This window comes from Hallerella sp. (assembly GCF_022776125.1).
Taxonomy (GTDB): Bacteria; Fibrobacterota; Fibrobacteria; order Fibrobacterales; family Fibrobacteraceae; genus Hallerella; species Hallerella succinigenes.
Genome location: NZ_JALFIA010000043.1, coordinates 1 through 22,350, shown reverse-complemented (window position 1 = coordinate 22,350; position 22,350 = coordinate 1). Strand labels below are relative to the sequence as shown.

Annotated in this window: 18 protein-coding genes; 10 read left to right on the top strand and 8 right to left on the bottom strand. The window is 50.0% G+C overall.

Annotated features, from left to right (window positions below):
* Nucleotides 1-56: 56 nt before the first annotated feature.
* On the bottom strand, nucleotides 57-1,403 hold the full coding sequence (locus tag MR847_RS05190) for a GGDEF domain-containing protein (RefSeq protein WP_287723131.1): 1,347 nt from the start codon (nucleotides 1,401-1,403) through the stop codon (nucleotides 57-59).
* Nucleotides 1,404-1,710: 307 nt separating this feature from the next.
* Here MR847_RS05190 and carB point away from each other — a divergent pair, with 307 nt between their 5' ends.
* From carB to truA, 4 genes are all read left to right on the top strand, one after another.
* The gene (carB, locus tag MR847_RS05185) at nucleotides 1,711-5,043 is read left to right on the top strand and encodes a carbamoyl-phosphate synthase large subunit (RefSeq protein WP_100425515.1); all 3,333 of its coding nucleotides are present in this window, start codon (nucleotides 1,711-1,713) and stop codon (nucleotides 5,041-5,043) included.
* 14 nt (nucleotides 5,044-5,057) lie between these two features.
* A complete protein-coding gene (carA, locus tag MR847_RS05180) occupies nucleotides 5,058-6,215 on the top strand; it encodes a glutamine-hydrolyzing carbamoyl-phosphate synthase small subunit (protein ID WP_287723130.1) in 1,158 nt (385 codons plus the stop codon).
* A 96-nt stretch (nucleotides 6,216-6,311) separates the two neighbouring features.
* On the top strand, nucleotides 6,312-7,277 hold the full coding sequence (locus MR847_RS05175) for a hypothetical protein (RefSeq protein WP_287723129.1): 966 nt from the start codon (nucleotides 6,312-6,314) through the stop codon (nucleotides 7,275-7,277).
* Nucleotides 7,278-7,280: 3 nt separating this feature from the next.
* On the top strand, nucleotides 7,281-8,024 hold the full coding sequence (truA, locus tag MR847_RS05170; RefSeq protein ID WP_100425518.1) for a tRNA pseudouridine(38-40) synthase TruA: 744 nt from the start codon (nucleotides 7,281-7,283) through the stop codon (nucleotides 8,022-8,024).
* Nucleotides 8,025-8,090: 66 nt separating this feature from the next.
* Here the strand turns inward: truA and MR847_RS05165 are convergent, their stop codons facing one another.
* Complete coding sequence (locus MR847_RS05165) at nucleotides 8,091-9,272, bottom strand: acetate/propionate family kinase (RefSeq protein WP_100425519.1); 1,182 nt, start codon at nucleotides 9,270-9,272, stop codon at nucleotides 8,091-8,093.
* 66 nt (nucleotides 9,273-9,338) lie between these two features.
* Between MR847_RS05165 and MR847_RS05160 the strand changes: the two genes are divergently transcribed.
* Nucleotides 9,339-10,265 carry a tetraacyldisaccharide 4'-kinase gene (locus MR847_RS05160; RefSeq protein ID WP_287723128.1) on the top strand — a complete coding sequence of 309 codons (927 nt, stop codon included), beginning with the start codon at nucleotides 9,339-9,341 and terminating at the stop codon, nucleotides 10,263-10,265.
* Here the strand turns inward: MR847_RS05160 and MR847_RS05155 are convergent.
* Nucleotides 10,211-10,600, bottom strand: coding sequence for a rhodanese-like domain-containing protein (locus tag MR847_RS05155; protein ID WP_287723127.1), 390 nt, complete (start codon nucleotides 10,598-10,600; stop codon nucleotides 10,211-10,213). The two genes, MR847_RS05160 and MR847_RS05155, sit on opposite strands and share 55 nt — an antisense overlap.
* A gap of 182 nt (nucleotides 10,601-10,782) precedes the next feature.
* Here MR847_RS05155 and MR847_RS05150 point away from each other — a divergent pair, with 182 nt between their 5' ends.
* From MR847_RS05150 to MR847_RS05140, 3 genes are all read left to right on the top strand, one after another.
* Nucleotides 10,783-12,444 carry a GGDEF domain-containing protein gene (locus tag MR847_RS05150; protein WP_287723126.1) on the top strand — a complete coding sequence of 554 codons (1,662 nt, stop codon included), beginning with the start codon at nucleotides 10,783-10,785 and terminating at the stop codon, nucleotides 12,442-12,444.
* Nucleotides 12,445-12,450: 6 nt separating this feature from the next.
* A complete protein-coding gene (locus MR847_RS05145; RefSeq protein WP_100425522.1) occupies nucleotides 12,451-13,173 on the top strand; it encodes a pseudouridine synthase in 723 nt (240 codons plus the stop codon).
* 64 nt (nucleotides 13,174-13,237) lie between these two features.
* The gene (locus tag MR847_RS05140; RefSeq protein WP_287723125.1) at nucleotides 13,238-15,769 is read left to right on the top strand and encodes an Ig-like domain-containing protein; all 2,532 of its coding nucleotides are present in this window, start codon (nucleotides 13,238-13,240) and stop codon (nucleotides 15,767-15,769) included.
* Nucleotides 15,770-15,830: 61 nt separating this feature from the next.
* Here MR847_RS05140 and folD read toward each other — a convergent pair whose 3' ends face one another.
* The 3 genes from folD to MR847_RS05125 form a co-directional block, all read right to left on the bottom strand.
* Entirely contained in the window at nucleotides 15,831-16,676 is an 846-nt protein-coding gene (folD, locus tag MR847_RS05135) for a bifunctional methylenetetrahydrofolate dehydrogenase/methenyltetrahydrofolate cyclohydrolase FolD (RefSeq protein WP_100425524.1), read from the bottom strand.
* A gap of 113 nt (nucleotides 16,677-16,789) precedes the next feature.
* Nucleotides 16,790-17,017 (bottom strand): hypothetical protein, encoded by a 228-nt coding sequence (locus MR847_RS05130; RefSeq protein WP_100425525.1) that lies wholly within the window; start codon nucleotides 17,015-17,017, stop codon nucleotides 16,790-16,792.
* A 180-nt stretch (nucleotides 17,018-17,197) separates the two neighbouring features.
* A complete protein-coding gene (locus MR847_RS05125) occupies nucleotides 17,198-17,884 on the bottom strand; it encodes a hypothetical protein (RefSeq protein ID WP_100425526.1) in 687 nt (228 codons plus the stop codon).
* Between the two features lie 46 nt (nucleotides 17,885-17,930).
* Here MR847_RS05125 and bamJ point away from each other — a divergent pair, with 46 nt between their 5' ends.
* A complete protein-coding gene (gene bamJ / locus MR847_RS05120) occupies nucleotides 17,931-19,241 on the top strand; it encodes a BamJ family beta-barrel-assembly machinery protein (protein ID WP_287723124.1) in 1,311 nt (436 codons plus the stop codon).
* A 75-nt stretch (nucleotides 19,242-19,316) separates the two neighbouring features.
* Here bamJ and MR847_RS05115 read toward each other — a convergent pair whose 3' ends face one another.
* Both MR847_RS05115 and MR847_RS05110 read right to left on the bottom strand, forming a co-directional pair.
* Nucleotides 19,317-20,051 (bottom strand): pyridoxine 5'-phosphate synthase, encoded by a 735-nt coding sequence (locus MR847_RS05115; protein WP_287723123.1) that lies wholly within the window; start codon nucleotides 20,049-20,051, stop codon nucleotides 19,317-19,319.
* A gap of 8 nt (nucleotides 20,052-20,059) precedes the next feature.
* Nucleotides 20,060-21,142: a divergent polysaccharide deacetylase family protein gene (locus tag MR847_RS05110; RefSeq protein ID WP_287723122.1), complete on the bottom strand. Its 1,083-nt coding sequence runs from the start codon at nucleotides 21,140-21,142 to the stop codon at nucleotides 20,060-20,062.
* 30 nt (nucleotides 21,143-21,172) lie between these two features.
* On the opposite strand from MR847_RS05110, the gene miaA reads away from it, so the two are divergent.
* Entirely contained in the window at nucleotides 21,173-22,078 is a 906-nt protein-coding gene (gene miaA, locus MR847_RS05105) for a tRNA (adenosine(37)-N6)-dimethylallyltransferase MiaA (RefSeq protein ID WP_106519275.1), read from the top strand.
* The last annotated feature ends 272 nt before the right edge of the window (nucleotides 22,079-22,350 follow it).

Sequence of the window (22,350 nt, the reverse complement as noted above, 5' to 3'; positions counted from 1 at the left end):
AAAATTCAAAAAAAGCCCAGCCAACCGGCTGGGCTTTTTGCTTTAAACTGCAATGATTAATTCCCCGGCGGCGTGGTCTGCGCAAGGCAAACCTGATTTTTGCCAAGGGCTTCTGCCTGCTGCATCGCCTGTTCGGCAGCGGAAACAAGTTCGGAAGCGCTCTTCGCATTATCCGGATAAATGGCAACGCCGAGGCTCAGCGTCGTCTGCAGAATCAGATTTCCATAGGCGACCTGGAGGTTCTCGATTTCGTGGCGGATCTTTTCGGCGCGTTGCTGGGTGCGAACCTTATCGGCGCCCGGGAGCAAAACGCAGAGCGTGTTGTCCGCGTAACGGCTAGGAATGTCTTCGGTGCGGATGTAGCGGGGAAGGCGCTGAGCAAGTTCCCAGAGCATCTGTTCTGCGGCGTGGGCGCCGTGGGAAGTCTTGAGCGTTTCCAGATTGTCCGAAGAAATCATGATCATGCCGATCGGAGTCCCGTGACGGCGGGCTTCGCTTACGGCGCGGGTTAGGGCTTCTTCCATGTAACGCTTGTTCACAAGGCCGGTGAGCTGATCGCGCAGGCTCTGGCTCTTGAAACGGAGCTGCAAATTTTGGTTTGCGACGAAAAGGCCGAATGCGGTGGCGACCATTGAAATTTTGGTTTTCCAAGTGTCGGTCGTCTCCCCTTGCGGAAGCGTGTCCACTTGAAGGGTGAGAACGCCAAAATGTTCTTCGAGACCTTCGATCGGAGCGCAGAAGGAATATCCCTGCGGACGGTGGTGCAGGTGGATGCAACCGCTGACGTGTTGCGGATCGGAGTAGTCGGCGACGACAATCTTTGCGCTGTCGTAGCTTGCGCATTCGGAGCGTGAGATGACCGGGTCGCTGATTATGTTCGGACCGAATGCAAAAATCTGATGCAGTTCGGACTGATTGTTGCTGTACATGTAAAGCACGCCCGATGCGTTCTTGAAAATCTTCGGGAGAAGATCGTTCAGCATGCGGACCACTTCGGGGAACGGACGGTTGTGCAGAAGTTCGTGGGTGAAGTCGATCCAGCTTTCATCGGGAAAATCCGGTGCGACGATCTGCGGCTTGGCGGCTTGTGCGTGGATTTCGGTTTCGTCTTCTGCCTTTCTGTAGGCAGGGAGGCTTGAGTCTGCCATCTGTTCCTTGCCTCCGACGACGGGGACGAACTGCGTTTCGGGAACTTTTTTCGCAAGAACGTCGAAAGGGTCTTCCTTGGAACGGTTGCTTAATTTATACGTAATAGTGTTAAAGAGTGCGGTGACGACTGCTCCCCAAATACCCAAGAACAAATATCGGAGAGACGGGGAAAGGGAATCTGCAGGTAAAACATAAACGAAGATAACGCCTGCAAAGAAAAAGATCAGCCAAAGAATATAGAGTTTCCATTTCATACCATAAATCTAATATTCGGTTAACATCCTGTGTGACGCATCTCGCCGTTTTTTTAGGCTTCATGGCCATGAAAAGACTCGAAAATGGAAGAGATTTCAAAACGACATTTTTGAAATACGCATCACAAGTTTGTGGTTTGCCATGACGAATTTGTGATTTTTTGAAAGAGGAATTTTGGAGAGAGAACAAACTCCCACTAGGACTTGCGGTCCTGCGTTTTTGTATGAAAAAAGATAAAATTTTTCCCTTTTCCGGTAAGGGTTCTTTTTCTAAAATTTTCACGATTTAGCCCCAAGCGAAGGTACTATGCCAAAACGTGAAGATCTCAAAAAAATCATGCTCATCGGTTCCGGCCCGATCGTCATCGGTCAGGCTTGCGAATTCGACTACTCCGGTGTTCAAGCGTGCAAATCGCTGAAAGCCGAAGGTTACGAAGTCGTCCTGGTCAATTCGAACCCGGCGACCATCATGACGGACCCGGATTTTGCCGACCGTACTTACATTGAACCGCTTACCGCCCAGGCGCTGACGGAAATCATCCGTCGCGAACGTCCGGATGCGCTTCTTCCGACTCTTGGCGGCCAGACCGCTTTGAACCTTGCGATGAAGCTTCACAAGAAAGGCATTCTTTCCCGTTACAACGTGGAAATGATCGGTGCTCGTCCGGATGTCATCAACAAAGCAGAAGATCGCGAACTCTTTAAGGAGGCGATGGAACGCATCGGACTGGACATGCCAAGAAGCATTTCGGCAAATACGCTCGAAGAAGCGATTGCCGCTCGAAATTCTCTTGACTGTTGGCCCGTGGTGATTCGCCCGGGTTTTACTTTAGGTGGAACCGGTGGCGGTATCGCTCACAACGAAGAAGAATTTGAAACCATCGTTCAGCGCGGTCTTTATTACAGCCCGACTTCCGAAGTCCTTATCGAAGAATCGATCGAAGGTTGGAAGGAATTTGAACTGGAAGTGATGCGCGACCACAAGGATAACTGCGTGATCGTCTGCTCCATTGAAAACCTGGATCCGATGGGTGTTCACACGGGCGACTCGATTACGGTTGCTCCCGCTTTGACGCTTACCGACCGCGAATATCAAAAGCTGCGTGACGCATCGATCTCCGTGATGCGTGAAATCGGCATTGATACCGGTGGATCCAATGTGCAGTTCGCCTTGAATCCGAAAAACGGCCGTATCGTGGTCATTGAAATGAACCCACGTGTTTCCCGTTCTTCGGCTCTGGCTTCCAAGGCGACGGGCTTCCCGATTGCAAAGTTTGCAGCGAAGCTCGCCGTGGGGTATACTCTCGATGAAATTTTGAACGATATCACCAAGGTGACGCCGGCTTGCTTTGAACCTTCGATCGACTACATCGTCACCAAGGTTCCGCGCTTCGCCTTCGAAAAGTTCAACGGTGCCGATACGACTCTCGGTACTCAGATGAAGTCCGTCGGCGAAGTGATGGCGATTGGCCGCACGTTCAAGCAGTCCTTCCAAAAGGCGATGCGCTCCCTCGAAACGGGCCGCGCAGGCTATGGCGCAGACGGCAAGGACGCTCACTTCGAAGAAGTTTCCGATGAAGTCCTCGCACAGGAACTCAAGCGTCCTTCGACGAACCGCATCTTCTTTGTCCGCGCCGCTTTCCGTCGCGGTTGGAGCGTCGACAAGATTCACGAAATCAACAAGATTGACAAGTGGTTCCTCCGCGAACTCGAAGAAATCGCGATGTTCGAAGATGAGATCCGTTCCGCGAAGACTCTTGAAGAGCTTGCAAAGGATCCGGCTCTTTTCCTTCAGGCGAAGGAACTCGGATTCTCGGATCGTCAGATCGCATGGATTCTCGGTTCGAAAGAACTCGAAGTCCGTAAAGCCCGCGAAAAGATCGGCGTCGTGCCGAGCTTTGCCCAAGTCGATACCTGCGCTGCGGAATTCCAGTCTTACACACCGTACCTTTATTCGACTTACCGTCATGGCGACAACCGTTTCGAAAATCCGACGGAAGGTCAGCTGGGCGACGGTACCGGTCTCCGTCCGGGCGAAAAGGCTTCGACCAAGAAGAAGATCATGATTCTCGGCGGTGGCCCGAACCGTATCGGTCAGGGAATTGAATTCGACTACTGCTGCGTTCACGCTTCTTTTGCTCTGCGCAAGGCTGGCTTTGAAACGGTCATGGTGAACTCGAATCCGGAAACGGTTTCGACGGACTACGATACGAGTGACAAGCTTTACTTTGAACCGCTCACACTCGAAGATGTGTTGAACGTTTACCGCCACGAAAAGTGCGACGGTGCAATCGTTCAGTTCGGCGGTCAGACTCCGCTCAACCTTGCCGATGATCTCGAAGCAAATGGCGTCCATATTATCGGTACGGCGCCTGCAATGATCGATGCTGCGGAAGATCGCAAGCTCTTTGGTGAAATCGTGAACAAGCTCGGTGTTTTGCAGCCGCCAGCCGGTATGGCTCAGACGGCGGACGAAGCGATTGCGATCGCCCACAAGATTGGATTCCCGGTTCTTGCCCGTCCGAGTTTCGTCCTCGGTGGCCGTGCCATGTGCATTGTCCACGACGAAGCGGGTCTTCGCAAGTACATGGAAGAAGAAGCTCTCGAAGTTTCTCCGGACCGTCCGATTTTGATCGATCACTTCTTGGAACAGGCGACGGAATGCGATGTCGACTGTATTTCTGATGGCGAAACGGCAGAAATCTGCGGTATCATGGAACATATCGAACTCGCGGGCATTCACTCTGGTGACTCCGCTTGCACGATTCCGCCCCCGACGCTTTCGAAAGAAATTCAGGAACGTCTCCGCGGTTATGCGATTGCATTTGCCAAGGAACTTCATGTCGTCGGTTTGATGAACGTCCAGTTCGCGGTTCACGGGAATGATATCTATGTAATCGAAGTGAATCCGCGCGCAAGCCGTACGGTTCCGTTCGTTTCGAAGGCGACGGGTATTCCGTTTGCAAAACTCGCTTCCTTGGTGATGGCGGGTAAGAAGCTCAAGGATCTCGGTTACACGCAGCTCTTTACGCCGAAGTATTACGCGGTGAAGGAGGCTGTGTTCCCCTTTGCCCGATTCCCGGGTGTGGATGTGATTCTTTCTCCGGAAATGAAGTCCACGGGTGAAGTCATGGGTCTTGATTTCCGTCATTCGATGGCTTACATCAAGAGCCAAGTCGGAGCAGGAAACTTTGTTCCGATGCAGGGAAACATCTTCCTCAGCGTCAAGGACGAAGACCAGGAAACGGTGGTGCCGTTTGCACAGCGCCTCGTGAAACTCGGATTTGAAATTTACTCGACCCGTGGAACGAGTACCGTTCTTCGCAATCATGGCATTAAGACGCACGGCGTGTTCCGCATTTCGGACGGTCGCCCGAACGTTCTTGACTTGATCGATGAAAAGGATCTCGCATGGATCGTGAACACGCCGACTCCGGGCGCAAAGGCTGCTAAGGATGAAGCGAAGATCCGCTCCACCTGCATTCTCCGCGGCATTCCTATCACCACGACCATCGATGCTCTGGAAGCGACTATTGAAGGTTTGGAAGATATGAAGGGCGGATTCGGTGACGGCAAGTTCCGCGTGGAAGTTTGCTCCATTCAGGAATATCAGCGCCACGCTCCCAAGGTGAACGTTTAAGAAGGACCGCAACAATGACATTACAAGAAAAATGGAAACTCCAACGTGAACGCAAAGCGTTTCTCGCTTTGGCTGACGGTAGCGTCTTTTACGGTTACTCGATGGGCGCACCTGTAGACTCCTTTGGTGAAGTTGTGTTCAACACTTCGCTTTCGGGCTATCAAGAAATCCTTTCCGACCCGTCGTACGCGGGTCAGTTTGTGACCCTCACCGAAACCGAAATTGGTAACGTCGGTGTGAACGAAACGGACATGGAAAGTCCAAAATTCCAGGCGGGAGGCTTGCTCGTTCAGCAGATCAATCCGTCGTCGAACTGGCGCTCGGAAGAAGAATTGACGGACGCTCTCAAGCGTTACGGTATTCCGGCTCTCGCTGGAATCGATACGCGTGCTCTGACGCTTCTTTTGCGTGAAAAAGGGACGGTCAAGGGCTTTATCTGTACTTCGGGAAGTGTGACTCCGGATGAAGGCGTTGCCAAGGCGAAAGCTTGGGCTGGCCTCGATGGCGTCGATATGGTGGAAACCGTCACGTGTAAAGAAAAGTACGTATTTTCGGATGAATTCTTGAAGGGCTTCGGGATGCCACAGGAACTTCCTGCCGCGGATTTGAAACTCGTCGCGTATGACTTCGGCATCAAGCGCAATATTCTTCGCAACCTTCGTCTTCAGGGATTCCAGGTGACGGTGGTTCCGGCTTACACGCCTGCAGAAGAAGTGCTTGCGATGAATCCGGATGGAATCTTCTTCTCGAATGGTCCGGGGGACCCTGCCGGCGTGAAGGACGCTGTGAAGAATGCCCGGGCAATTCTCGGCAAGGTTCCTGTGATGGGCATCTGCCTCGGTCTTCAGATTCTCGGACTGGCTTCCGGTGCAAAAACCGGTCGTCTCAAGTTCGGTCACCACGGTGGAAACCATCCGGTGATGTTCATGGAATCGGGACGTGTCATGGTGACTTCCCAGAACCACAACTTCGCCGTTCTCGACGAATCCATCGATCCGGAAGTTCTTGAAATTACGCATGTGAACTTGAACGACCATTCAATCGAAGGTTTCCGTTCGAAGAAGGTTCCGATGATTGCTGTACAGTTCCATCCAGAAGCGGCTCCGGGTCCGCATGACTCGAATCCGTTCTTCGAAGATTGCCGCAAGCTTGTTCTTGAAAACAAGAAGTAATCGGATTTAAGCTTTGTCACAGAAGCCCCGGATTTTCCGGGGCTTTTTGTGTGGTTCCAAAAACTCGAAGCGGAATATTTGTAAATTTTTTGTTGTATGAAGAAATTTATTGTGCCCGCAGTTCTCTTGGTTCTCGCGATAGCGCTTTTCGCTTTTTTGAAAGCGGATCCGTTTCAGCCGAAACTGGACGGAGTACGTTATCTGTCCCTGCGCGAAGAAATTGATGAAGCGGATATGGCTGTCTTTGCCGCTGCAGATGACCCTGATGAAAAAAAGGTGGCGATTGCTCACCGCGATTCCCTTTGGAGCGTCCTCGTCGCTATGCGCAATTTGGAATCGGACGCTTCGACGCCAGCCCCGGTAAAGGCTTCTGCCAAGGCGAAGGAATCTTCGGTCGAAAAGGAAAGTTCGGGGACGAATGTCTTTGTCTTTATCATCGGAGGCCTCATCGCTTTGGTCGTCATCGGTGGCGTTGTCTTCTTTATTCTGCGCAACCGCCAGGAAGCAATCACCCGTCAGCTTGAACAGATCCGCAGGGATAACCGTTTTAAAACGCCGAAGGGCGGTCTGGAGGATCCGACTTTTGTGGACCGCACCCGAGTTCATCGCCGCTCGATTATTGATGACGCAAAACAGGCGGATGAAGCTCAAGCTGCGTCCCAGGAATCGAGCTTTGTGACAACGGAAGATGTGGAATTTGAAAATGCAAAGGGTGAAATCGAACATCCCGTTCTGCGCCCGACTGCAAAACAGCGTATTACCAAGGCGATGCAGTCTCTTTCCGACACGCTCGCTGGCCTCGCCGTTCCCAGGGGAGTCCATCGCGATCCGGATAGGGTTCAAAACGTCCGCGCCCAAAGTCACAATACGATGAAGGGCACTGCCATTCCCAAACCGAATCCGCTTGAAATGACGCGCTTTGACAGAGAACGTCAGGATAAGGAACGCGTAATTCAGCTGAATCGTCGCGGATATACGCCGGCAGAAATTGCCCGTCGCACGCAGCTTTCCGAAGAACAGGTCGAAACGGTCATCCGCGTCAAACGCGAAACCGGGGAATAGCCCATGCGCTATCGTTTCCGCTGCGAATATCTCGGCAGCGCCTACTATGGTTGGCAAGAACAGAACGAACACGGTAAAACGAAATACGTTACCGTGCAGTCAGCGCTGGAAGAGGCATTTAAAACCGCACTCCGCACCCCGATCGATCTCGTCGCCGCAGGCCGCACCGATACAGGTGTTCACGCCCGCGGACAGATGGTCCACTTCGACTACGACGGCGAAATCGACTGTAAAAAATTGACGCGTTCTATCAACGGTCTTGGTCGTCACACGGTCAAGATTCGCGACCTCGAAGTCTGCGATCCGGAATTCCATTCCCGCTACGATGCGGTTTCTCGCTACTACGTCTATTCGATTTTCACAAGGCCCGTGGCACTGCTCCGCGACTTTGGCTGGGAAATCGGACATTTGCCGATCGATTACGATTTGATGCAACGTGAAGCAAAATCCTTTATCGGTGAACATGATTTTATCCGATTCTGCATTCCGAGAAATGACGGGAAAAGTACGCTTTGCAACATCACCCGTTTTGAGCTTGTCCAAGTTTCGGATTACATGGTGCAGTGGCATATTCAAGGAAACCGCTTTTTGCACCGCCAAGTGCGTGCGATGGTGGGAACGCTCTTTGACGTCGGACGTGGACGTTACCCGGAAGGCACGGTGAAAGAAATCTTTGCCGACCGCTTTAAAGGTGAACGTACAATGGCGCCTCCCCAGGCACTTGTTCTCGAAGACGTGATCTATTAAAATTCGAGATTTCAAAAAGAAAAGGCCCCGTAGTGCGGAGCCTTTTTCAAATGGGATTTGAGCGGATTACTTTACGAGAGCTTCGGTGTCGAGAGCAATCAAAAGTTCTTCGTTTGTCGCTACGACGATTGCCTTCGGAGTGCCGTCCTTGGTAATCAAGTGGTTCGATTCCTTGCCGCTCTTGTTGTTGCGATCATCGTCAATCTGGTAACCGAGAATCTTCAGGTTTTCGAGAGTCTGCTTACGAACGTAAGAGCTGTTTTCGCCGATACCGCCGGTGAAGACGATGGCGTCGATGCGCGGAAGAGCCATGGCGATGCCGCCGATTTCACGGGTGAGTCTGTAGCAGAAAACGTCGAGGGCAATCTGGGCGCGCTTGTTGCCTTCGCTTGCGGCCTGCGTTAAAGTGCGCATGTCGTTCGAAAGGCCAGAGAGACCGAGAAGACCGGATTCCTTGTTCACCAAGTGGTCGAGCTGATCGATCGTGCCGTATTCCTTGCTGTACTTCTTGCTGATGTAGAAGAGAATCGCCGGGTCGAGAGAACCGGAACGGGTTCCCATGATCAAGCCTTCGAGCGGAGTGAAGCCCATTGTGGTATCGACGCACTTGCCGTTGAGAATCGCGGAGCAGGAGCTGCCGTTACCGAGGTGAGCGGTGATGAGGCAGGTTTCTTCCGGTTTCGTGCCGAGAACGTTGCAAGCTTCTGCGGTCACAAAGCGGTGGCTTGTGCCGTGTGCACCGTAGCGACGGATTTTGTCTTGTTCGTAGAATTTGTACGGAATACCGTAGAGGTAAGCCTTTGTTGGCATCGTCTGGTGGAAAGCCGTGTCGAATACAGCGACCTGCGGAATATCCGGGAAGAACTTGGTTGCGCATTCCATGCCGGTTGTGTGAGCCGGTTCGTGAAGCGGTGCAAAGAGCGTGATGCTACGGATGTAGTCGATGACTTCTTGCGTCACTTTTTCGCTCTTGATGTACTTACCGCCATGCACGACGCGGTGACCGATGGCTTCGATCGAAGAGGTGAGATTCTGGGAGTCAAGGAATTTCTTGACCTGGTCGACTGCTTCAGCGTGAGTCGGGCAGTCAAAGTTGAAATCGATTTTGCCTTCCGGACCCTTTGCCTTCGTGTGACCGTTCACGCCGATGTTTTCGACGAGACCGCTTGCGATGGATTCCTTTGTATTTGTATCGATAACGGCAAACTTCACAGAAGAGCTACCGCAGTTAAGAACGAGTACGCGCATAACTATAGCCTTGTTTTTCAGAATTTAAATTGGACGAGATTAAAGGTATAAATTTAATTTGAGACCATGCTTGGGCAAGTTCCATTTCCGCTGCGATTTTTACTGGCTGGTATTTACCGGGCTGTATTTTGCGCCTTTCGTAGAACGCTTTACCGCCCAAAGAAACCGTTACAAAAAAGTCGGGTTTGGATCGTAGGATCTTTCCTTGCCGGCGGCGCTGGCAAAACACCTCTTGTTCAACGGCTTTCGGAACTTTTGACGGCGCAAGGATACCGCGTAGCCATCCTTTGCCATCAAACCGCCTGGGATGAATTTCGAATGCTTCAATCCTCGCCCTGTGGAGCGTCCGTCTTTCAAACATCCAATCGTTACAAGACTGCAAAACAGCTCGATGGAAAGTTCGATATTTTACTTTGTGACGGGGGACTCGAAGATACACGTTTTGTAAATGCCACCCGGTTCGTTTTGCGGTGGGACGAAACGGCAAAATCCTTGACCGATCTGTTTCCCTGCGGTTCATGCGTGAGCCTTGAAAAAGATCATCCCGATGCATGGACGATTGACGGCTACCGTGAACAGGCAACCTCAAGTGCGGATATGGCGAAGCCAAATTTTGCGGTCACATTTGGCATTGAAAAGATTCAAAACCTTCAAGGGAAATCGCTTTCTCCAAATTCACCCGTGGCCGTGGTCACGGGCATCGGAAACCCAAAACGTTTTGCGTTAGACATCGAAAGCTTTGGACTTCAAATTCAAAAATGCGTATTTCTTACGGATCATTCCAAGGCATACGCACGAGTTCTCCGTGCAGAACTCGACGGGGATCTTCCGATAGTTCTTTCCGAAAAAGATGCTGCCCGTCTCAGTGCACAGGAAAAAGAAAACCCGGCCCTCTATATTGCAAAGGAACGGGTTCAAATCAATTCCGCCTTGTTGGATTACTTAAAAGCGGCTGACGGCGGTGCTGCCAAGAATCCACCGTCCACATTGTAAACCTTGGTATAACCCTGCTGAATCAAAAAATCTGAAGCGGCACGGCTTCGCTTTCCGCTGCGGCAGAATATAAGCAGGCTCTTGTCTTTCGGAAGTTCCGAGTAGCGGGCCTGAATCTGCTGCAGAGGAATGTTCAAAGAACCGGCGACGGTACCCTGGGCGACTTCCTGCGGAGTGCGGACATCTACAAAAATAGCCTTGGCTTTCTTATCCTTGCTCATTTCAATCGCCATTTCCCAAGAGACCGTGGTGAACAAATCCTTGGAATCGTTTCCCGCGAAGGTAAAACCGCAAATGCAGAGGATGAGAAGTGCGAAAAGGGTAAAGTGCTTCATAGAATCTCCTTGTTTGGTTTTAAAATTATCAATCCGCATTCCAAGTTGGAATGATAAATCTGCCTTTTTTGCAAAAAAATGTTTGTTATCGAACAAAGAAATCGCTTTGAAGTTGGATTTCCCTTTATGCTATGTAAATTGTAGAAAGGAGTCGTTAAAAAATGATATCGACAAAACGGAAAATGGGATTTCTTGCGGCAGCATTTATGCTTGCGGCGGTGTTCATTATTTCATTGATTGGGGTTTCTAAAAATCGTTCTTCGAACAATTCCATTGTTTGGGATTCTCCTTGGGAAGTGACGTACCATGGAAAGACATCGCAGCCACCATCACTGGCTCAGTATCGACCGATTCAAGGGGAAGCTCCACTTGGGGATTCCTTGCTTTTGGAAACGACCTTGCCGACGCGACTTTCGGATTATTCCGCATTGCATATTCGATTGTTTGTGTCGACGATGGATGTTTATTTAAACGACGAAAAAATTTATTCCTATGGGCAAGAACTTTTAAGCGAAGGCTTGATAGTGGGAAGCGGATATCATCGGATTGAACTTCCGGCTGGATGGGGCGGCCAAAAATTAAGGCTGAAAGTTTATGCGGCGGAATCGGGAGCCTTTGACATTATGCCAGAGACGACGATTCTACCGAATCAGATGATGGGCGCTCCGTATTTGGCGGAGCACATTTCGGTGTCGTTCTGCATCGCGATTTTTATGACCCTGTTCGGGGCGATGGCGATGGTCGGCGGCATCGGCGCAATGGGCTTTGCGGGCTATTTCGTCCGTTTGCCGTTGATCGGATTCTTTTCCTTCGTACTCGGTATTTGGACGATTTGTTACACACATGAAATTCAGCTGATTTCGCTGAACCTGGAATTCAATGCGATTCTTGAATATGCGATGCTTTATCTTGCACCGATTTCGATCGAACTTCTATTCGTCAGTATGCGCAGAAAGAAACTTTCGGGATGGCGCTGGTACGGGCTTGTGTCACTTCCGATTTTTAATGGAATCTTTTTTGCCGGAACGACGATTCTCCAGCTTGCGCATGTGGCGAACTATCCTCAATTCCTGTTGCTTTTCCATATTTACATGGTCTTGGGTATCGTGTTCCTGATGGTGCCGGGAGTTGTTTATTCTAAAAAGGATGGACTTCCGGAAAGAATTTCCGATATCGGATTTTTGCTCTTCTGCCTTTCTTGTATCGCAGAACTTGTCGTATTTAATTTGAGCCGGGTTACACCGGGTGTGGATCCGCGAGGAAATCCGATTACGTCTTGGGGACTTCTCGTCTATTTGATGTCTTTGCTCGTCAGTTATGTGATTTACCTGCAGCGTGCGATTGTGAACAAAACGGAAAAGGACCTGCTTTCTTCGCTTGCGTACCGAGATGCTTTGACGGGGCTTTACAACCGTGCAAAATGTGAGCAAATTTTCGACGTGCTGAACGGAATCGGTTCGGACTATGCGGTGACGAGTATCGACATGAACGGCCTAAAGAAGCTGAACGATACCTATGGGCATGGGAAGGGCGATGAACAGCTCCAGGCATTTGCTAAAACCTTGTCCGAAGCGTTCAAGGGAATCGGAACTCCGATTCGTATGGGCGGCGATGAATTTTTGGTGATTGTACGGCAGGAACATTTGAACGATATGGAAACCGCCTTTGAAAAAATGCGAGTTCTTCAGGAAGAAGCCTCGCAAGTTTTGCCAATCCCGCTTTCCGCGTCTTACGGAACCGCGATGCGTAGTGAAGTGCGTTCTACCGCCGGCGATGTTTGCCGCCTCGCGGACGATCGCATGTACAAGATGAAAAAAGAATCCAAGGATACGCGCGAGGATTAGCTCTGCATGCCTCTGAAACGTTTCGGCGTCGCCCGAATTCTCAACAAACGCGGATACTGCTCCCGCTCCGTAGCCGAAAATCTTGTCCGTGAAGGTCGTGTGACCTTAGATGGGCGCCTTGTCCGCGACCCGGAAACGCCTGCAACGGAATCTTCTAAAATCACCGTCGATGGAAAGCCTGTTTCGAAAATAGCGCATGTTTACTTCGCAATGAACAAACCCCGTGGAATTGTGACGACCGCTTCCGATGAAAAGGGACGTAAAACGGTCATGGACCTTTTGAAAGGAAAATTGCCGCAGCATGTTTTCCCTGTTGGACGTCTCGACAAGGCGAGCGAAGGACTGCTTCTTTTTACCAACGACACCGCTTTCGCAGACCGCATTCTTGCCCCGGAAACACATCTAGAAAAAGAATATCACGTTCAGGTTTCCCGTGCACCCTCCAGAGAAGAAATGGAGCAAATGAAAAAAGGAGTTCTGGTTCCTCCGCGCGTTTTTGGAGAATCTCCGGAACAGATGCGAATGGCGGATGTTCGCGTTTTACGAACCGGCGAAAAAACGGCTTGGCTTTCCGTTGTGCTGCATGAAGGCAAGAATCGAGAAATTCGGCGTATTTTGCAGACTTTTGAAATAGAAGTCTTGCGCCTTGTCCGCGTTCGCATTGGAAATTGGGCGCTTGGGAATTTAAAACCCGGTGAAATTTCCAAATTGTCTTTAGACAACGCATAAAACTTTATTTTGCTCGCGCATTCTTTAGCGAAGATAGATTTTTAGCATAAAGGAATGGTGTACTATGCAAAAATCAAAATTCGCTGTTGCGATGTTTTCGACTCTATTTGGTTTGGGTTCTGCGGTTGCTGAAGTACTCGCGTTTCCGGAAGCTTTGGGTTTTGGCGCCCAGGTGACTGGTGGCCGTGGGGGTTCCGTTTATCATGTTACCAACCTCAACGATTCGGGCGAAGGCTCTTTTCGAGATGCGGTGAGTCAAGGAAACCGAATAGTTGTCTTTGACGTGGGTGGAATCATCCATATTCAGACGGCGGTCTCCATCAAGAGCAACATTACTATTGCGGGGCAGACAGCTCCCGGTGAAGGAATCGCTATTCACGGCGGAAAACTCAGCACAGGTAAACAGAGTAACATCATTATTCGTTACTTGCGAATCCGACCCGGCGAAAATACCAATTCCGAAAAGGACGATGCCCTTAACTTATACGATGCGAAGAACGTTATCGTGGACCATTGTTCGGTAGAACTCGCTCCTTGGAATAATTTTGGAGGCTCTTCGGACGATGCGAATTATCGCGTGACAGGCGTGACGGTGCAGAATTCTCTAATCGCGAATCCGATCGGTCAGCAGTTCGGTGCCCACATCGAATCGGTGGACGGCGCCTGGTCTTGGTATTACAATGCGTTCGTGAATACCCACAACAGGAATCCCTTGGATAAGATCAACGATGTCTTTGTCAATAACATCCTTTATAATTTTGAAGCGGGTTATACCACTCATACGAGCACGCATTTTAATCACGACATTGTGAACAATTACTTTGTATATGGTCCAAAGGGTAGCAATCCCTGGTTCCAGGTCGATAAGAACCAGAGCATTTACGCTTCCGGCAATATGATTGATACGAATCGCGATGGAGTGTTGAATGGGGAGCCCTCGACGATTTATTACTACCAAGGTGCAGGGGAAGAACTTTCATCGCCTTGGAACGAAATGACCGTAAACGGTCCCATGCTCAGCGCCGCTAGTGCTTGGCGTTATGTGACTTCCCAGAGCGGCGTGTTGCCTTACGACGATATCGATTCTTTGGTGTGGTACCAGGTAGGAACTCTCGGCATAGCTGGTGCTCTTGTCAAGTCGGTTGGAGCGATGGGTCTCACGACGAATAATGGCTGGGGCGAAGTGATCTCGGGCGAAAAGGCTCTCGATACAGACGGCGATGGAATTCCGGACTTTTTTGAAACTGCAATGGGCTACAATGTGACTTCGGACGATGCAATGACAATCGGTGCAGATGGATACGCCTATATCGAAAAGTACATCAACTGGCTCGGTGCGATGCACATGACCGCTTCGAAAAATGGAAGAGCATCTTTCGATCTACGTTCAATTACAAAGGGTTTCCAGGCTGTTTCTCCGTCCTACACTCTTTCTGCTGCCGAAAACGGCTTAGTGTCTTTAGAGACGGACGGTTACACAGCTACATTCTCGCCGAATCCGAATTTTACAGGTCTCGCCTCTTTCAAGTACACGGTCAAAGGTTCTGATGGAACGAAATATACGGGCCGTGTCGAAGTCCTTGTCGAAGAAAGTGACATTGTCTCGGTCCCCGCTCTGGTCCTGAATGCTGGATCTCCGGATCAGAGCCTTGTGCTTGGCGATTCCATTCAAAGCATCACCTATAAATATTTCGCTTGTGGCGGCGCAAAGGCGACGGAACTTCCGGACGGCATTACGGCAAAGGTGAACACTTCGGACAGTACAATTGTTTTGCAAGGCATTCCGACTGCGACCGGAATTTTCGGCTATACCATCGTCACGACCGATGACGGCGGTGAAAGCGCAACGGTCAGCGGAACCATCACGGTTCGCGCCATGGCAAGCGTGATTACGGCTTCTACGGAATTTCTTAGCAGTGTCAATGCCGCCTATCCAAACGAAGGCGTCGGCGCCTATGAAGAAAATAATGCAGGCTGGATAGACAGCGGCTATTACAATTTCAACAACAGTTTGGAAAGTTATGGCGCTTGGAATTTGAATGTGCCGACCGCCAAGAATTCCGCAATCTTAAACATCCGATTTGCAAATGGAGGCAGTACCGATCGCAGCATGGAACTTTTCCTCAACGGGAAAAGCGCCGGAATCATCGTGTTTCCGTCTACGTCGAATTGGACAACTTACGACAGCGTATCTGTACAGGTGAATCTTTCGAAAGATACGAACGTTCTGCGTCTCAAGTCTCTCACGGAAAACGGGGGCCCGAATGTAGACGAGTTCCGTTTTGACGTTGCAGGCGTTACCCAGATTCCGGGTGAACTTCTCAAAGAAACTGAACAGCAAATCAATGATCCGGAAGAAGAAATGGCTATCGGTTCCACGGTTCCGCTTCAAATGGTGACCAGTGCTGCCTACGACTTGAGAACGGGAATCCTTCGCATGTCGCATTCTGCCTATGTCCAAGTCTCTGTCTTTGACATGAGCGGTCGAAAAGTGGCAAATTTTGCGGGAAATGTTTCGCCTGGTGCAACGCAGTTGGGCTTTAGCCGCTCGACGCTCCCCAAGGGACGTTATCAGGTTTGCGTTCAGGTGAAGTAAAATTATCGGAAGGAAAAAGCCTCCCTGCGGGGGAGGCTCTTTAAATTGTAAGCGGTAAAATTTACTTGCCGAGGAAACTTTCGCCGCTGTCCACGCTCTGGTAAATGAGCGTGTTTATCGTCATTGGACCGACTCCACCCGGAACCGGGGTGTAGGCGCTAGCGACATCTTCAAGACCGGCTTTTTCCACGTCACCGACTCCACCTGGATGGTAACCGGCATCGATCACGACCGCGCCCTTCTTGATCCAGGCGGTCTTGATGAATTCCGGCTTGCCGACCGCGCCGATCAGAATATCTGCATCGCCGACGTACTTTTCGAGGTCCTTGGTTTTGCTGTGACAAATTGTCACGGTGCAGTTTGCGTTCAAAAGCATCATGGCCATCGGCTTTCCGAGGATGGCGCTACGTCCGACAACCACAGCGTGCTTGCCTTCCAGGGGAATGTCGTAAGCCTTGAGGATGCGCATAATGCCAGCCGGCGTTGCGCTACCGTAAGCTTTTTCGCCCATCGCCATCAGGCCAAAGCCGAGGCAGGTGACTCCGTCCACGTCCTTGCGACGTTCGATTTTTTCAAAAGCAGCGCGTTCGTCAATGTGACGCGGAACCGGGTGCTGCAGCAAAATGCCGTGTACGTTCGGATTTTCGTTCAATTCTTCGATCTTGGCGAGGAGTTCTTCGGTCGTCGTCTGCTTCGGCATGTGAACCGGGAGACTTTCCATGCCCACGCGAGCGCAGGCGTTGCCTTTCATTTTCACATAGGTGGCGCTGGCCGGGTCGTCGCCCACGAGAATCGTGGCGAGGATTGGGGTCTTGCCTGTGCGTGCCTTGAGGGCTTCGACGCGTTCCTTCAGTTGAAGTTCAGATTCTTTGGCGAGTTTTTTGCCGTCGAGGATAAGAGCTGACATAGGATCTCCTGTTTTTTAAAAAGATAGAAAACAGGAATTGTGGTTGATTCCTGTATCGAAATTTCCCCTTGAAAAAATTCTGGATTCTGGCAGCTGAATGCCGAATCGACAGATCAGTCACGAACGCTCAAGCTTGCAATGAAAACCGCAAAGGCCACCATCGGGCTGAGCTTTGCCGTCTGCCTGGAGCTTTCGTAAATTCTTTCAGGTTTCACCGCTGTCATTTCTGCGAAAAGGGCTTTGCGCGCTCTTTCCTGCGCAATTTCAAATTCTTGGGGGGTGCGCACGACACGAGCCTTCTCTGCAGTGGAAGAGAATAACGTATTGCTAGTAGCTTGCATTATTGTACCCTCTGTTTCGGAACACACATGTGCTCCGTCATCCACTCAATCCATCTGTATACTAATTTTAAGAAAAGTTTTCCTTTGTGTAAAGTGTTTTGTAACACATCTTGGAAGATTTGGGCGGGAGGATGATCTATGTCACTCCTAGAATGTTGTTTTTAACGAAAAAACGCCAATTTATAGTTTTTGGCTCATTCCGAAACGGAAATGCAGGATCAAAGAGAGGGCGCCTGCCTGAATCCAATGTTCCGAAGTCGCATCGGTAGGCTTGTACGAGTTGATGCTGAGGGGCAACTGTAGCAAGTGCGCATAGGAGAAAGTTACAAGGAAATTGTCTGTAAAGGTATAGGTCAGGGCAAGCGAGAGCATGCAGCCGACGCCGACCAGGTTCTCGGAGTCTTCGTTGTCGTCAGAATCCACGTGCAAATAGCTCACGGTAGGCGAGAACTTGCCTTCGACGACGTAGTAACGCTTCGAAATGAATTCCGGGCCTACGCTGAGCAACGACCAAATGGCACCGTAAAGGGCATCGTCTTCGCCAAGAGCGGCTGGACTCACGATCACATATTGGGGGATTAAAATCATCCACATCGGGGCTACATGCACTTCGCGCATCGTATTCAAATAACGACGGTACTTAATAGGAATTTTTTCCTTGTTGGCGTCAAGCGTTTGCGGGGTAATGACTCCATAGAGGTTCAGATTAAAGCCCGTGTGGAGCTCTCTGCCGGCAACGCCCGGAATCCAAAAGGCTGTGGGGCCGATTCCTGCATTAAACGGAACTTCAACGTGCGTTACGGGGCGTGCTGCGTAAAGGGTTGCGGCAAATGCTGTTAAAAATAAAACGACGATCCACTTTTTCATGATAAAGTTCCTAAATTGGGAGGTATCAAATATCAAGGATTAAAATATGAAATTATGGACTTCTAGTATTTTTTCCGCTGCCGTTTTGGGCACGTTAATCGCTTGTTCTTCGTCTCCGAAGCCGGAAACCGCTCCTGCAGCTGCGACTTTACCGACGGATTCTGTTGCATCAACGGATTCGGTTGCAGTTGCCGTTAAAAAAGACACTTTGATGACGCCGAAGGACCGTTACAGCTATGCCCTCGGAATGGATATGGGCCGTGCCATTAAGAATGTGGATGCGGAAATCGACAAGGAACTGTTCCTTCGCTCTTTGAGCGATCAAATGGATGGCAAGGCTTTGCTGATGACCGATTCCCAGGCGGAAAAGGCTCTCCAGGAACTGGTTCTTCAGATGCAGGTTACGCGCGAAAAGAAGGCCGCAGAAGCCGCTAAGGCCGCTTTGGACTCTCAGAAAGTCTTCCTTGAAAAGAATAAGACTGTGGCTGGCGTGATCACCACGGCTAGCGGTCTTCAGTACAAGTATATTACCCAGGTAAAGGATTCGAGCGCAAGAGCTCCGAAGCTCACCGATAAGGTGCGAGTCCATTACGCTGGCGCTCTTTTGAACGGAACGGAATTTGATAGCTCTATCAAGCGCGGCGAACCGCTTGAATTCCCGGTGAATGCTGTGATCAAGGGCTGGCAGGAACTTTTGACTTTGATGAAGGAAGGTGAAAAGGTTCAGGCTTGGATCCCGAGCGAACTCGGTTACGGTGCAGAAGGCGCATCTCCGGTGATTCCGCCTAACTCCCTTCTCGTCTTTGAAGTGGAACTTTTGAATGTGGTGACAGCTTCTCCGGTGGATACGGCCAAGGCTGTGAAGACTCCGGAAGAACAGAAGGCTGACAGTATTGCAGCCGCTAAGGCCGCTAAGCAGGCTAAGCAAGACAGTATCGCCGCTGCCAAAAAGGCAAAGACCGATAGCATCGCTGCGGTAAAGGCCGCGAAGAAGGCTAAGCAGGACAGCATCAAGGCTGCCAAAAAGGCTGAACAAGACAGCATCAAGGCTGCCAAAAAGGCCAAGCAGGACAGTATCGCTGCCGTAAAGAAGGCGAAGCAAGACAGTATCGCCGCTGCCAAAAAGGCAAAGGCCGACAGCATTGCCGCAGTAAAGGCTGCGAAGAAGGCAGAACAGGACAGCATCAAGGCCGCAAAGAAGGCAGCTAAGGCAGAATCCGCAAAACCAGCGGAAACGGCTAAAACCGAAACGGCGAAGCCGGCAGAACCGTCCAAGACCGAAGCCGCAAAGCCAACTGCAGACACCGCAAAGCCTGCCGCTGATACAGCAAAGGCCGCTCCTGCCGCAAATAAGTAATTCTTGAAAATTGAAAAAAAACCTTCCGAGTTTTCGGAAGGTTTTTCTTTTAAATCGAAAGTATTGAATCAAAAATCAATGTTCGGCGAGGCGAATCGATTCGAGCATTTCGCGAACGGCACGGTCCATACCGATCATCACAGAACGTCCGATGATGCTGTGTCCGATCGTCAATTCTTCGATACCGTTGATACTTGAAATGTAACCGACATTGCGGTAGTTCAAGCCTTGCCCTGCGTTGACGCGTAAACCATATTTGCGAGCAAGAACGGTCATGTCTTGGATGGCGGCGAGTTCACGATCCACGTCTGCGGAAGAACCTAAATCAAAAGCGTTTGCAAAGTGACCTGTGTGCAGTTCCACAAAGTCCGCTCCGATTTTCTTTGCCGCTTTTACCTGGTCCGTATCCGGATCGATAAAGACGCTCACGGCGATATCGTTATTTTTGAAGGAGGCGACGGTTTTGGTCAGTTCGTCGATTCGAGCGGCAACGTTCAAACCGCCTTCGCTGGTCACTTCCTGATTTTCAGGAACAAGCGTTACCATATCCGGCTGAATATCAATCGCGAGCTGGATCATTTCTGAAGTTGGAGCCATTTCCAAATTCAAATGGGTCGTTACAATGCCGCGGAGCAGTCGAACATCGCGTTCTTGAATGTGGCGGCGGTCTTCTCGCAGGTGTGCGGAAATACCGTGGCAACCGGCAAGTTCTGCCAGGGTGGCGCCTGCAACAGGATCCGGTTCGCGGATCTTGCGGGCTTCGCGGATCGTAGCGATGAGGTCAATATTTACGCTCAGTTTAACAGGCATGAGCCCTCCTATTCAGTTTGGAAGATATTGGATAAACTAACAAATTCTGTCCCTTGTGCAGTCGCGTCGGCTTCTAAATTTTCGATAGCCTTGAAGCTCGCGTTTGAAATAGGAAGAATCAAAATTGCTTTGCCGGATCGTCTTGCCGTTTTCAAGACCCGAGAAACATAGACGGCATGCGTCATTCTAGACGGGTCGAATGGGCTTTCTGTACGACACTTAAGATGGATGTCCTCGCAGACGTCTTCGGCTCTGGAATAGCGGTTCTTGGTTAAATCCATAAACCAAAGGTTGCGTTCTTGGAGAGGATTGAAAATGGCGTGGAGCAAGGCTTGCTGTTCCACGGCGCGGCTGCCGAATCGAGTCGCAATTCCTTGTGCGTGGGGAACTTTTTCTAAAGCGTCTGTGACAATGTCCTGAATTTCAGATTGGGATTGATGAATAAAGATCATCGATTTGCTGAAGGATTTAGAACGAAGCTTCTTGTCTTCCATCGGAAGCCAGACGACGGATTCGTACTGATTCAGTTTTTTAAGGCCCGCTTTGAAGGAAGAAATTTCGGACGGTGTAATCAGCAGGGAATACGGAAAGTTTAGTCCGTTCAATTCGTCCGCAAAACCTGAAAGTTCTTTGCTTGCGTAAAAGGCGACCGCCAAACGGGACGTATTATTATAAAAGCTATCCGCGACCTGCAACTGAACGTAGAAGGTATCGCCAAAGGGTGCGACAAAGTCAAAATCGACAACCGAGCCGTTTCGACTTTCGACTTCTTCCATCGAAAGGACTTTCCCGCCGTGCTTTTCCAAATGCCTCTGCGCTTTCAAAAGGTAATTCGGGTAAGAAATTCCGCGTCCGACTTTCCAAATTTCGCGCGGGTTCTTCTTTTTTTTCGGCAGAACCTTTTGAACGGGAATCTCTTGAAGAAGTTTCTTCATATAGGGATCCGCGTCCGCAAGCATCGGCTTTGATTTTTTTAAGCCCGTCGCGATCAGCGTATTGTCAAAGGCTTCCTGATTCATCAGAACAAAGGATACCCCTAAAAGAACAATCGCAATACAAATCGTGACCAGGATGAGATTCTTATTTTTCATGCAGTCCAAATATAACTACATTAAAAATCGATGCCCCTTCTTTGTGCTCTAGTCGGCGCCACAGGCGTAGGAAAAACGAAACTCTCTCTTTCGCTTGCGAAAGAGTTTCGTGCGAAAATCATTTCAATGGATTCCCGCCAGATCTATAAAGACTTCTGCATCGGCACGGCTCAGCCGTCTAAAGAAGCGCTAAAGAATATTCCTCATCATCTGGTAGATTTCTATCCTCCGACGGAAAGTTTTTCGGTGGGCGAATTTGTCCGCTTGGTCAAAGAGCTTTTGCAAAAGAATCCTCGGACTCCATACATCTTGGTCGGCGGAACGGGAATGTACTTGCAAGCGCTCACGGAAGGGCTCGCCGAAATTCCGCAGGTCCGTGAAGACATTCGAAAAGAGTGTGAAACGATTCTTTCGAACAAAGGCTTAGATGCTTTGTATCAAATGCTCAAAGAAATTGATCCAGATTCCGCACAAACTATTCTCCCGCAAGACCGCCAACGTTTGCTACGCGCTCTAGAAGTTTCGATGCAAACCGGTCGCAAGTTTTCCGAAGTCCGCAGCGACCGTAAAGGTGGAATCGGAAACGTGAAAACCTTCTGGCTTGATCGTGAACGTACAACGTTGTATGCAAACATCGACAAGCGTGTTCTGCAAATGATTGAAGACGGCTGGAAACAAGAAGTGGAAAACTTGCTTTCACGAGTTCCGCTGGAAGCTCCGGCATGGCAGAGCCTTGGATATAAAGAATGGGTATCCTGCATTCAGGGGAAAATGTCCTCTAAAGAAGTCGTCGATGCGGTTCAGCTGGGTACAAGACGCTATGCAAAGCGACAAATCACCTGGTTCCGTCACCAAACAGTGGCGGAAAGAATCGATTTAGGGGAAGATTTCAATCAAAACTTCGAAAAAATTGCCCAAAGCTTGATTTCCGAATAAGAAATCAGTTAAAAAATTGTTGATAGAATGTTCTTTTCTTGAAACTAACCTAGAAAATAATTGTTTTTACGCATGGAAAGCGAAAAAAAAGCAAAAAAAATTAAAAAATAGAGCAGGAACCCCTTGACGATTCCGTGGGGATTTCTATAATTGGCCTCGTTCCGGTCGGAAACGGCCAGGAAACGCCCCGGACGGGATCCGGGCAGGCTGATTGAAGGATTTGGAGATGTGCTTGAGTGATGCTCCGGTCAATCAAATTTGACGGAAAAGGA

Excerpts from the sequence above, each read along its gene's own strand:
- MR847_RS05190 (WP_287723131.1), bottom strand. The coding sequence starts at position 1,403 with ATGAAATGGAAACTCTATATTCTTTGGCTGATCTTTTTCTTTGCAGGC.
- carB (WP_100425515.1), top strand. The coding sequence starts at position 1,711 with ATGCCAAAACGTGAAGATCTCAAAAAAATCATGCTCATCGGTTCCGGC.
- carA (WP_287723130.1), top strand. The coding sequence starts at position 5,058 with ATGACATTACAAGAAAAATGGAAACTCCAACGTGAACGCAAAGCGTTT.
- MR847_RS05175 (WP_287723129.1), top strand. The coding sequence starts at position 6,312 with ATGAAGAAATTTATTGTGCCCGCAGTTCTCTTGGTTCTCGCGATAGCG.
- truA (WP_100425518.1), top strand. The coding sequence starts at position 7,281 with ATGCGCTATCGTTTCCGCTGCGAATATCTCGGCAGCGCCTACTATGGT.
- MR847_RS05165 (WP_100425519.1), bottom strand. The coding sequence starts at position 9,272 with ATGCGCGTACTCGTTCTTAACTGCGGTAGCTCTTCTGTGAAGTTTGCC.
- MR847_RS05160 (WP_287723128.1), top strand. The coding sequence starts at position 9,339 with ATGCTTGGGCAAGTTCCATTTCCGCTGCGATTTTTACTGGCTGGTATT.
- MR847_RS05155 (WP_287723127.1), bottom strand. The coding sequence starts at position 10,600 with ATGAAGCACTTTACCCTTTTCGCACTTCTCATCCTCTGCATTTGCGGT.
- MR847_RS05150 (WP_287723126.1), top strand. The coding sequence starts at position 10,783 with ATGGGATTTCTTGCGGCAGCATTTATGCTTGCGGCGGTGTTCATTATT.
- MR847_RS05145 (WP_100425522.1), top strand. The coding sequence starts at position 12,451 with ATGCCTCTGAAACGTTTCGGCGTCGCCCGAATTCTCAACAAACGCGGA.
- MR847_RS05140 (WP_287723125.1), top strand. The coding sequence starts at position 13,238 with ATGCAAAAATCAAAATTCGCTGTTGCGATGTTTTCGACTCTATTTGGT.
- folD (WP_100425524.1), bottom strand. The coding sequence starts at position 16,676 with ATGTCAGCTCTTATCCTCGACGGCAAAAAACTCGCCAAAGAATCTGAA.
- MR847_RS05130 (WP_100425525.1), bottom strand. The coding sequence starts at position 17,017 with ATGCAAGCTACTAGCAATACGTTATTCTCTTCCACTGCAGAGAAGGCT.
- MR847_RS05125 (WP_100425526.1), bottom strand. The coding sequence starts at position 17,884 with ATGAAAAAGTGGATCGTCGTTTTATTTTTAACAGCATTTGCCGCAACC.
- bamJ (WP_287723124.1), top strand. The coding sequence starts at position 17,931 with ATGAAATTATGGACTTCTAGTATTTTTTCCGCTGCCGTTTTGGGCACG.
- MR847_RS05115 (WP_287723123.1), bottom strand. The coding sequence starts at position 20,051 with ATGCCTGTTAAACTGAGCGTAAATATTGACCTCATCGCTACGATCCGC.
- MR847_RS05110 (WP_287723122.1), bottom strand. The coding sequence starts at position 21,142 with ATGAAAAATAAGAATCTCATCCTGGTCACGATTTGTATTGCGATTGTT.
- miaA (WP_106519275.1), top strand. The coding sequence starts at position 21,173 with ATGCCCCTTCTTTGTGCTCTAGTCGGCGCCACAGGCGTAGGAAAAACG.